Below are 10934 nucleotides of genomic sequence, written 5' to 3' on the forward strand. Positions count from 1 at the left end.
CCTGATAAATTCAATAGATTCAAACGGATATCACTGATGTATATAAGCAGCAATGTGCTATTCATATACCTGAGCCTTTGTATCAGAATTGAAATAAATCTGTTGCCAAGTGTGTAACTGCGGATTATGTTCTGGACTCGCTCAATTACGAGCCGACCATGATCAGGTAAGCAGGGATGCAAAAGTCGACGTGCGTTAATGCTGTCCGTTATTCGTTCAAGCCTGTAGCCACCGGCGCACTGTGTGCCCTGTCTTTTACGTTTGGCTGTTCTGCTCAGGCCGATTATGTCGAGCAGGGCAAGTTGGGCAATGCCGCCAGTTGGCGCTCGGCAGAATTTCAAAGCGATTGGGGCCTGGGCCGCATTCAGGCGGATCAGGCCTACGCCGCTGGTATCACCGGCGCAGGGGTCAAGATCGGCGCGCTGGACTCGGGTTTCGATCCGTCCCACCCAGAAGCCAGCCCGTCCCGCTATCACGCAGTGACCGCCACAGGCACCTACGTCAACGGCTCGCCGTTCAGTATCACTGGCGCCATCAACCCGAATAACGACACCCACGGCACACACGTCACCGGCACGATGGGTGCTGCGCGTGATGGCGTGGAAATGCATGGTGTGGCGTACAACGCGCAAATCTACGTTGGCAACACCAACCAGAACGACAGCTTCCTGTTCGGCCCCAACCCTGACCCGCAGTATTTCAAGGCGGTGTACGGCGCGTTGGCCGATGCTGGCGTGCGCGCCATCAACAACAGCTGGGGCAGCCAGCCGTCCGATGTGACTTACGCCACCGAAGCAGGGGTGCGCGCTGCCTACGCTCAGCATTACAACCGCGGCACCTGGCTGGACGAAGCCGCTAACGTCTCGCGCAAAGGCGTGATCAACGTGTTTAGCGCGGGCAACAGCGGTTACGCCAACGCCAGTGTGCGGGCGTCGCTGCCGTTTTTTGAACCGGACCTCGAAGGTCACGGGCTGGCCGTGTCGGGCCTCGACAGTAGCAACGGTCAACGCTACAACCAGTGCGGCCTCTCCAAATACTGGTGCATCACCATGCCCGGTCGGCTGATCAACAGCACCGTGCCGGGCGGCGGTTACGGCATCAAGTCCGGCACCTCGATGTCCGCGCCCCATGCGACCGGTGCGCTGGCGCTGGTGATGGAACGCTTCCCGTACATGAACAACGAGCAGGCGCTGCAAGTGCTGCTGACCACGGCGACCCAGCTGGACGGCTCGGTCACTCAAGCGCCGACCAACAGCGTCGGTTGGGGTGTGGCGAACCTGGAGCGGGCGATGCGCGGTCCCGGTCAATTGCTCGGCACCTTCGATGCCAATCTGGGCGCAGGCCTGAGCGACGTGTGGAGCAACAACATCTCCGATCAGGCGCTGATTCAGCGTCAGTCCGAAGACTCCGCCGAGCAGGCCACCTGGCGGCAAACACTGATCAGCAAAGGCTGGCAAAACGGCGTCGCCAGCACCGCCAGTCAACAGGATCAAGCTGACTACGCCACTGGCACCGCCCGCGCTGCCGCCGCGGCGCAGCGTCAGTATCAGGGCAGCCTGGTCAAATCCGGCGCAGGCCGACTGATTCTGGACGGCGCCAACACCTATCGCGGTGACACACTGGTCAACGGTGGCGTGTTGTCGGTCAACGGCTCGCTGGTATCGGCCGTACAGGTCAACGCGGGCGGCACGTTGGGTGGCAATGGCCAGGTCGGCGGGCTGACGGCGCGCAGCGGCGGTGTCGTTGCGCCGGGCAATTCCATCGGCACCCTGCGGGTCAACGGTGATCTCACCCTTGAGCCGGGTTCGACCTACGCCGTGGAGCTTTCGCCCACCGCCAGCGATCGTATCGTCGCGACTGGCAGTGCGACGGTGTCAGGCGCAAACATGACGCTGGAGCTGGATAACACGCCGGTTGCCTTGAGTTCTGCGCCGATCCAGAGCGTGGTGGGCCGTCAATACAACGTGTTGCAGGCCGCCAATGGCGTCAATGGCCAGTTCGGCACGGTAACGTCCAATTACGCGTTTCTGGGTGGCCGACTGGATTATGCCGCCACCGGCGTTGCCTTGAACGTCGAGCAAACAACCGCCTTCAGCAGCGTTGCACAAACCCCCAACCAAGCCGCCGTGGCCACTGCTGCCGAGCAACTGGGTGCAGGCAACGCGGTGTATGAAAACCTGTTGCTGACTCAAAGCGCAGCTGCTGCCCGAGACAGCTTTCAGCAATTGTCCGGTGAAATCTACCCGGCCATTGGCAGCGTGTTGATCAACGACAGCCGCCAGGTTCGCGATGCGGTCGTTGAGCGCCTGGGGGGCAGTGCATTCGGCACCGACGGCCACACCACCGCGCAAGACAACTTCTGGCTCAAAGCCTTGGGCGCCTGGGGCAAGACCGATTCACGTGACGACACCGCCGGTTACACCAGTTCGATTGGCGGTCTGTTGGCGGGTGTCGATGGCAACGTTGCCGACGACACGCGTCTGGGCGTCGTGGCGGGTTACAGCGACAGCTCGCTGAACATGGGCTCGGGCACGCATTCCCGAGCCTCGGTGGACAGCTACCACCTGGGCGCTTATGTAGGCCATGAAATCGGCGCGTTGCGCCTGACCCTCGGCGGCGCGCACAGCTGGCACCGCATCGATGCGCAACGTGACGTGCAGGTCGGCGGCGCAGCCGGCAAGCAGAAAACCAGGCACGATGCCCAGAGTACGCAAGTGTTCACCGAAGCGGCCTACCGCATCCGCCTGCAACCGGCGACCCTCGAACCGTTCGCCCATCTGGCCTACGTCCACCTCAACACTGACGGTTTCACCGAGAAGGGCGATGCAGCGGCGCTGTCTGCCGGCAGCGATAACCGGGATGCGGTGCTCAGCACCCTCGGCGTGCGTGCGTTGAAAACCATCGCGATCACCGAGCGGCAGAAAGTCGACCTGTCCGGCAGCCTTGGCTGGCAGCACAACCTGAGCAACACCGATGCCGAGCAGCACCTGGCCTTTGCCTCGGGTGGCGGCAGCTTCGGCATCGAAAGCTCGCCGCTGGTGCGCGATGCCGCGCTGGTCGGTGCTCACGCCAGCCTTGCGCTGAGCAAAGACGCGAGGATCAGCCTCGATTACAGCGGCCAACTGGCCAGCCGTGAAAAAAGCCACGGTGTCGGCCTGAGCCTCAACTGGCAGTTTTAACCTGAGCATTACCCAAGCCTGAACCAAAAAGAACGACGCGCATGCAGAGGCATGCGCGCAGAGACTCGTGCGCGTTAACTAAGGACGGTCGTTACATGAAAGATGCATCCAACACCCGCCATACCGCTGTCAAACCCCTGCGCCAGGCCATTCGGGCGATCAATCGCGCTTCCTGCGGCGCGCTGGCCTGTTACCTCGCCAGCATGGGCGTGGCCCATGCAGCGCCTTATGTGGAAGCCGGTCAGGCCGGCAATCCCGCCAGTTGGCGCAGTGCCGAATTCAAGGCCGACTGGGGCATTGGCGCGATCAACGCCGATCAGGCCTATGCCGCGGGTTACTCCGGCAAGGGCATCAAACTGGGCATCTTCGACCAGCCGGTCTACGCCCCGCACCCGGAATTCTCCAGCGCCAACAAGGTGGTCAACCTGGTCACCAGCGGCCTCCGCGAGTACACCGACCCGTACATCCCGGTGAAGGCGGGCGACGCCTTCCGCTACGACGGTGCGCCGACCCTGGACTCCGGCGGCAAACTCGGCAACCACGGCACCCACGTGGGCGGTATCGCGGGTGGCGATCGTGATGGCGGACCGATGCACGGCGTGGCCTACAACGCGCAGATCATCAGTGCCGACAATGGCGACCCAGGCCCGGAAGACGGCATCGTGCTGGGCAACGACGGCGCGGTGTATCAGGCCGGCTGGAATGCGCTGGTCAACAGCGGCGCACGGGTCATCAACAACAGCTGGGGCATCGGCATCACTGATCGCTTCGACAAGGGCGGTCGCGATCCGGCCTTTCCGCACTTCACCGTGCAGGACGCGCAAGTGCAGTTCGACCAGATCCGCCAGATCCTCGGCACCCGTCCGGGCGGCGCGTATCAGGGCGCTATCGATGCCGCGCGCAGCGGTGTGGTGACTATCTTCGCCGCGGGCAACGATTACAACCTCAACAACCCCGACGCGATGGCCGGGCTCGGTTACTTCGTACCGGACATCGCCCCGAACTGGCTGACCGTTGCCGCCCTGCAACAAAACCCCAACGCCGCCGACGCCGCGACCACGCCTTACACGCTCAGCACCTTCTCGTCGCGCTGCGGCTACACCGCCAGTTTCTGTGTCTCGGCACCGGGCACGCGCATCTACAGCTCGGTCCTCAACGGCACCAGCCTTGAAGACCTGACCGTCGGCTGGGCCAACAAGAACGGCACCTCAATGGCTGCGCCGCATGTGGCGGGCAGCATGGCCGTGTTGATGGAGCGCTTTCCGTACATGACCGGCGCACAGGTCGCCGACGTGCTGAAAACCACCGCGACCGACCTTGGCGCACCCGGCGTGGATGCGTTGTACGGCTGGGGCATGATCAACCTCGGCAAAGCCGTCAACGGCCCGAGCCTGTTCGTCACCGAAGCGGACATTCCGGCCGAGTTCCGCATCGACGGTGCCTACGGCGACAGTCAGTTCGTTGCGGACCTGCCAGGCGTCGGCGCGATTGTCGATGCCGGCAAGCCGACCCAACGCACTTGCACCGGCCCGCAGTGCGGGCTGGATGTGTGGAGCAATAACATTGCCGGCCACGGCGGCCTGACCAAACAAGGCATCGGCACTCTGGTGCTGACCGGGGCCAACAGCTACAGCGGCCCGACGCTGGTCAATCAAGGTCGCCTGGCGATCAACGGCTCGCTGGCTTCGGCGGTCACCGTCAACAGCGGCGGCGTGCTGGGCGGCAACGGCAGCGTTGCGTCGCTGACCGCCAACCAGGGCGGCACCGTCGCGCCGGGCAACTCCATCGGCACCCTTCAAGTGGCGGGCGACCTCAACCTGGCACCCGGTTCGACCTACGCGGTGGAATTGTCGCCCACCGCCAGTGACCGCCTCGTGGTCGGCGGCACCGCGACCGTCAGCGGCGCCAACATGGCCCTGACGCTGGAAAACGACAACGCCGCACTGCTGAGCAGCAACCAGACCCCCAGCGTCATCGGTCGTCAATACAACGTGTTGCAAGCGGCGGGCGGCATTCAGGGCCAGTTCGGTTCGGTCACAGACGACTACGCGTTCCTCGCCGGCAACCTGGCGTACACCGGCACCGGCCTGACCCTGGCCCTCGAGCGCAACGGCGACAGCTTCGCCAGCGCTGCACAAACCGACAACCAGCGCAGCGTGGCCCAGGCCATCGAGCAACTGAGTGCGGGCAACTCGGTGTACGAAAGCGTGATCCTCAGCCCGGACACCGCGACCGCACGCCGTGCGTTCACCCAGCTGTCGGGCGAAGTGCATCCGGCCATCGCCACGCAACTGATCAACGACAGCCGCCAACTGCGCGACGCCGTAGGTGACCGTCTGCGCGTAGAAGGCTTGTACGACCCGCCAGCACCGGGCGCTGAAGACAACTCGGTGTGGGTCAAAGCACTGGGTGCTTGGGGCAAAAACAGCGGCAGCAGCGACAGCGCCAGCTCGACTTCATCCTTGGGCGGCTTGCTCGCCGGTGTCGACGGCCTGATCAGCGAGCACACCCGTTTGGGCGCGATGGCCGGTTACAGCGACACCTCGCTGAGTTTGGGCGACTACACCCATTCGCGTGCCTCGGCAGACAGCTACCACCTGGGCGCCTACATCGGCCACGAACAGGGCGCACTCCGCCTGACCGCAGGCGCGTCGCACAGCTGGCACCGCATCGACGTGAAACGCGACCTGCAATTCGGCGAGTTTTCCGACCGCCAGAAAGTCAAACGTGACGCCCAGTCGAGCCAGGTCTTCACCGAAGCCGCCTACCGCCTCAACCTGCAACCGTTGGCACTGGAGCCATTCGCCAACCTGGCTTACGTCCATTTTGACAGCGACAGCTTCACCGAAAAAGGCGGCGCCACAGCCCTCAAAGGCGGTGACGACACCCGCGACACCGTGCTTTCCACTCTGGGCCTGCGCGCGGTCAACCGCTTCAACCTCAACGACACCCAAAAACTCGACGTCTCCGCCATCCTCGGCTGGCAGCACAACCTGAGCGACACCTCGTCGGAACAACACCTGGCCTTCGCCAGCGCAGGCAACAGCTTCAACACACAAAGCGTCTCAATGGACCGCGACGCCGCCGTCGTCGGCGCCCGCGCCAGCCTGGCACTGGGCAAGGACGCCCGCATCAACCTGGACTACAACGGCCTGCTCGGCGCACGGGATAAAACCCACGGCGTAGGCTTGTCGCTGGATTGGCAGTTCTGATGTGGGATGCCTGCGGGGTTTAGTAGCCCCGCAGGCACTCGGTAATACCTATCGTGCCTATCGCTCCGCGTCACATCCAAGCCATCAGGCAAATGCTGCACAACTCACAGCCCTTTGCTTCTGGCCGGAGGCCGTGGGAGCGAACGTGTTCGCGATCTGCCGGGAACCGGCAGCAAAACCTGTGTATCCGGTACATCAGGCACAACCGAGGTCACCAGTTTCAGGGCCGCTTCGCAGCCCATCGTAGCCGTCGTAACCTCCTGAAACTCCCACGCCCTCCGGGCAGAAGCCTGCTCTATGGGCATCTCAAAACGTGTGTGCAACTCTGATCACTCCGCTCGGTAACGCAATGCGTGAAGTTTTGCGTCAATCACCCAATCCTGCACAACTCACAGCCCTTTGCTTCTGGCCGGGAACCGGCAGCAAAACCTGTGCATGCGGTACATCAGGCACAACCGAGGTCACCAGTTTCATAGCCGCTTCGCAGCCCATCGTAACCTCCTGAAACTCCCACGCCCTCCGGGCAGAAGCCTGCTCTATGAACCTCTCAAAACGTGTGTGCAACTCTGATCACTCCGCGCGGCAACGCACTGCGTGAAGTTTTGCGTCAATCACGCAATGCTGCACAACTCACAGCCCTTTGCTTCTGGCCGAAGGCCGTGGGAGCGAACTTGTTCGCGATCTGCCGGGAACCGGCAGCAAAACCTGTGTATCCGGTACATCAGGCACAACCGAGGTCACCAGTTTCTGGGCCGCTTCGCAACCTTCGTAACTTTTCAACGCTAGAGGCAGAAGCCTGCTCTATGAACCTCTCAAAACGTGTGTGCAACTCTGATCACTCCGCGCGGCAACGCACTGCGTGAAGTTTTGCGTCAATCACGCAATGCTGCACAACTCACAGCCCTTTGCTTCTGGCCGAAGGCCGTGGGAGCGAACTTGTTCGCGATCTGCCGGGAACCGGCAGCAAAACCTATATATGCAGTACATCGTTTGCGAACCAGGTTTCAGGCTAGGCCTAGCCATGCTGCCCTCAATCACCTCAATAAACAAAATTTGATGGCTCATTAACATCATGCTAAAACCTTGCAACAGACACTCGTCTGCACTCGCTAAGGAATAGCCATGAAAAAGACAGGGACAGGTTTCGTCACCATATTGGCACTGCTCTGCGCCTTCTCCGCACAAGCCAGAGAAACCCAGGTAACAGACGCCTCAATCGTCAAAGCCATCATCCAGGAATCCATCGACAGCTACTCCGGCAACTGCCCCTGCCCATACAACTCTGCCCGCAACGGCAGCCGGTGTGGCAAGCGCAGTGCCTATAGCCGTGAAGGTGGTGAGGAACCGATCTGCTACAAGGAAGATGTCACCAAAGAAATGATCAGCGATTACCGACGCCGCCTGAAAGACTGATTCCGCAAAAACACGATGGTCGTCACCTAGCGTCACGACCATCACGCCACATTCAACCCATCCGAGCGACAGGCAAAACAGCCCGCCACCACGACTTCGCCAAACGACGCGGCCGCGCCTCAACCTGCATCTGCGGATGCGCCAACAGCATCGGCATATCCCTCAACCGTATCCACGGCTCGCTGTGCCAGTGCAACAGACTCACCGACAACCCCGGCCACTGCAGCATGCTCAGGTTCGGTGTGCAGTCATCAAACGGCACTTGCCCATCCCGCAACGCAGGCACCACCTCATTGGTAATCCACTGTCGCAATCCACGATTCTCCGCATGATAGTGATGCACCATCATCGCGTACGCCCCCGACTCACTGACCATCAGCTCCGGCTGTGCTTCGCCGTGCAGGTCGAGCGTGATCATCCGATGCTGGTCAGCGTCCAGCTTGCGCAGCGTCCGCTCGTTCAAAGGCCAGCCGATCATGCGACCCAGATCGCGGGCGCTGAACCAAGGTTGGTTTTCGAGGAGGAGGGCGAGGAGTTGGCGGTTGTGGCGGTGGAAGGGGGTTGGGGTGTGCGGCGTTGTCTGATTTAGGCTTGCGATGTGAGGCATCTAGGTAATCTCTACATTTTTAGCTTTTTGAGAGCTAGGCGTCGGGAGCTAAGAAACCCCAATGTAGAAAAGGCCGGACGTATTCCCCTTGCGGGTCTTGTATTGGTCCACTCCCGACATATCAGAGATTTTAGGACGCGCAGCCGAAGGCCGCAGGTACAAAAAGCCGCATTTTATCGGAAGCGGTCAGGCCGCTACATTTGAGTTTCTTGGGCGTTTCTTAGGCGCGGCGCAAGGGTAAGGCAGGCTTTATGACTGTGAAAGGCTTTATAGTGTAGGACTTTTCTGAAAATATCCGAAGCATCAGCTTGTGGGGCGTAGCCTTCATTTAGGGATAATGCAAATCGCTGTGATGTGCTGATCTGGTATGTCTTCAAGAGGGACGCCCAGTCCGGTAATCTCGACCGCTCCGTAGTTATCATCAGCGTAGAAGAACTCTTCGGTCTCATCGAGCTCAAGCCGGGTGTAGGGTAGAAGTTCGGAAACCAGACTCCCAAACCCTATATTTTCAGGGAGAGTTCCTTTGTGAATATAGTTCTGAACCGCATCTCCAGAGAAACTAAAGTTATAAATTTTTATAAGAGTAACTCCATAGTTTCTTAATGAAATAGACAGCACTGGTTTACCTGTGCGACGATTAACGCTAATGAAGGCGAGGCAAGAGATTAGCTATTCTGTTGGTCGTAGAGAAGGACGCTGTTTTTATAAAAGTTAGGTATGGATATATTTGAAGGTTATATATTAAATTTTACACCGTAATAGCGGTTGACTTTTTGATGTCATATACTGGATTTCTCATGTGCTCACAAGGAGGCTTAATGGCGTGAGTAACGTCTCCTCGGTGCTTGGCAATGGCAGTATAAAATACTTGTTCCTAATTGAGCAGGTAGCAATATTCGTTTTTTAAAACTGCCGTTTGGGAATTATTTTGCAAAATTTAGGTTGATTTTTTTGCCATGGGGCTTTAAGTTCTGATCGTGGTGTTAGGTATGAAAAAGGATTTAAGTATGAGTAAGAAAAGATTTGACGAGCTTAGTAAGTTTCTCAGCTATGTTTTGCGGCATGAGCCAGAAGCCATTGGCCTAGAACTTAATCAAGAGGGGTGGGCAGATATAGATATGCTTATTGTATGTGCCGCGAGAAAAGAGCAAGTTTTTGATCGGGAATTCTTGGAAAGGGTTGTCATTGAGAGTGAGAAAAAGCGATTCATTATTTCTGAAGATAAACGGTATGTTCGTGCTGCACAAGGTCATTCAACTCGTAACGTCAACATTCAATATGTGCAGATGATACCTCCCGAATTCTTATATCACGGAACAGCCACGCGATTTCTTGAGTCAATTTACAAAGAAGGAATTATTGCTGGAGCTCGTCATTATGTTCATTTGTCAGAAAGTACAGAGACGGCTTATTCCGTAGGGCTTCGATATGGGAAAGCGGTTGTTTTGGAAGTTGAAGCCCTTCGTATGCACGACTTGGGCTTCAAGTTTTTTCAGGCTGAAAACAACGTGTGGCTTATCGATAAAGTTCCTGCAGATTGGCTGATTCTGAAAAGCTAATCTATAATTTCAAAAGATTGTGCAATTATGTGAATTGCTGCTCCTTCAGATTGGAGGTATAACCTATAGTGTTTAAAGTTAGGCGATCCGGAGATTTTATTAGCGATGTCTAACATGTCCGAATTTTTATATTCGACTAAGCAGTTAAGGAGCGATAAGTCTCGATCTTCAGGGCAGCTAAAAAAACTATGGCCGGGAAAAGGTGTTTTTATAAAGTAGTTTGGCCACAAAAAACGAATGCTTTTTTTGGCTCTTGTAATGTCAGGAAGCTCGGGATCATAAAATATGTTAAGCGTTAAATAGTTATCTATATAGGACAGGTCAAAACCATCTTCACCGTCTGGAGGTAAAAAGGTATCCAAATCTAAAAGCTTTTGAGGTTGAGAGAGCTTCATGTTTTATTACCTCCTTGCATTAAGTGCGGAGCCGCCGTAGTTTTTTCTGAGTTGATCTCGAACAAGATCATCAAAAGTTATACTGTCATAGGCTATAACGCCCGTTTTATTAGCGCCATACCATTGGCTTTTGGGTATTCCTGCATTAATGAGTGCCGTGGAGCTACGAGTGTTAGCTATAACGTTGTGCCCGTCTATGCTAACGTAATCAAGAGGCACTTGGCTAGGCTTTATAATACCTTTTTTCAAAGCGCTTGTGAGGTCGGCCACTGTTTTTATAGGTTGACCCGCAGCTTGCGAATAAATATTTTGTCCTTCTTTACTGAAGGCTTTAGTTGGTTTTGAGATTTTTTGTGCGAAGACACTATCTTCTAATACCCCTAAGAGCGGATTTCTGTTTGGAGGAGGAAGTTCATCCTCTTTATCAATGGGTTTCTGTCTTTTTGACTCTTTGGGAGCCAATATTTCTGCTTCTTTTTTAGCCAGTGGAGTTGGCTCATTTGCTCGCAATTCTGGATGAGCCAGCAGCTTCTGCTCATTACGAGCCAACCAACCTGCAATTTGCTTGT

Annotated in this window: 7 protein-coding genes and 1 pseudogene; 4 read left to right on the forward strand and 4 right to left on the reverse strand. The window is 57.3% G+C overall.

Translation table 11 applies throughout. The features are described from left to right. Positions 1-176 precede the first annotated feature (176 nt). The 3 genes from eprS to BW686_RS01905 all read left to right on the forward strand — a co-directional run bounded on the left by eprS (position 177) and on the right by BW686_RS01905 (position 7804). Positions 177-3179 (forward strand): autotransporter serine peptidase EprS, encoded by a 3003-nt coding sequence (gene eprS, locus BW686_RS01885; protein WP_084913949.1) that lies wholly within the window; start codon positions 177-179, stop codon positions 3177-3179. 95 nt (positions 3180-3274) lie between these two features. After that, positions 3275-6391, forward strand: coding sequence for an autotransporter domain-containing protein (locus BW686_RS01890; RefSeq protein WP_179149134.1), 3117 nt, complete (start codon positions 3275-3277; stop codon positions 6389-6391). A gap of 1122 nt (positions 6392-7513) precedes the next feature. Next, the gene (locus BW686_RS01905; RefSeq protein WP_084913953.1) at positions 7514-7804 is read left to right on the forward strand and encodes a hypothetical protein; all 291 of its coding nucleotides are present in this window, start codon (positions 7514-7516) and stop codon (positions 7802-7804) included. 52 nt (positions 7805-7856) lie between these two features. Here the strand turns inward: BW686_RS01905 and BW686_RS01910 are convergent, their stop codons facing one another. Further along, positions 7857-8411, reverse strand: a complete 555-nt coding sequence (locus BW686_RS01910) for a BRO-N domain-containing protein (RefSeq protein ID WP_084913954.1) — start codon at positions 8409-8411, stop codon at positions 7857-7859. A 324-nt stretch (positions 8412-8735) separates the two neighbouring features. Continuing rightward, positions 8736-9029 carry a hypothetical protein gene (locus BW686_RS01915; protein ID WP_256897995.1) on the reverse strand — a complete coding sequence of 98 codons (294 nt, stop codon included), beginning with the start codon at positions 9027-9029 and terminating at the stop codon, positions 8736-8738. Between the two features lie 389 nt (positions 9030-9418). Here BW686_RS01915 and BW686_RS01920 point away from each other — a divergent pair, with 389 nt between their 5' ends. Beyond that, positions 9419-9970: an RNA 2'-phosphotransferase gene (locus BW686_RS01920; protein WP_084913955.1), complete on the forward strand. Its 552-nt coding sequence runs from the start codon at positions 9419-9421 to the stop codon at positions 9968-9970. Here the strand turns inward: BW686_RS01920 and BW686_RS01925 are convergent. Continuing rightward, a complete protein-coding gene (locus BW686_RS01925) occupies positions 9967-10365 on the reverse strand; it encodes a hypothetical protein (RefSeq protein ID WP_084913956.1) in 399 nt (132 codons plus the stop codon). The genes BW686_RS01920 and BW686_RS01925 overlap by 4 nt on opposite strands. A 6-nt stretch (positions 10366-10371) precedes the next feature. Beyond that, positions 10372-10934 (reverse strand): annotated as a pseudogene (locus tag BW686_RS01930) (hypothetical protein); the annotation flags it as partial.

It is taken from the genome of Pseudomonas syringae (assembly GCF_002157375.1).
GTDB classification, from domain to species: domain Bacteria; phylum Pseudomonadota; class Gammaproteobacteria; order Pseudomonadales; family Pseudomonadaceae; genus Aquipseudomonas; species Aquipseudomonas syringae_T.

Coding starts and splice junctions, on each gene's coding strand:
- eprS (WP_084913949.1), top strand. CDS start 177: ATGCAAAAGTCGACGTGCGTTAATGCTGTCCGTTATTCGTTCAAGCCT.
- BW686_RS01890 (WP_179149134.1), top strand. CDS start 3,275: ATGAAAGATGCATCCAACACCCGCCATACCGCTGTCAAACCCCTGCGC.
- BW686_RS01905 (WP_084913953.1), top strand. CDS start 7,514: ATGAAAAAGACAGGGACAGGTTTCGTCACCATATTGGCACTGCTCTGC.
- BW686_RS01910 (WP_084913954.1), bottom strand. CDS start 8,411: ATGCCTCACATCGCAAGCCTAAATCAGACAACGCCGCACACCCCAACC.
- BW686_RS01920 (WP_084913955.1), top strand. CDS start 9,419: ATGAGTAAGAAAAGATTTGACGAGCTTAGTAAGTTTCTCAGCTATGTT.
- BW686_RS01925 (WP_084913956.1), bottom strand. CDS start 10,365: ATGAAGCTCTCTCAACCTCAAAAGCTTTTAGATTTGGATACCTTTTTA.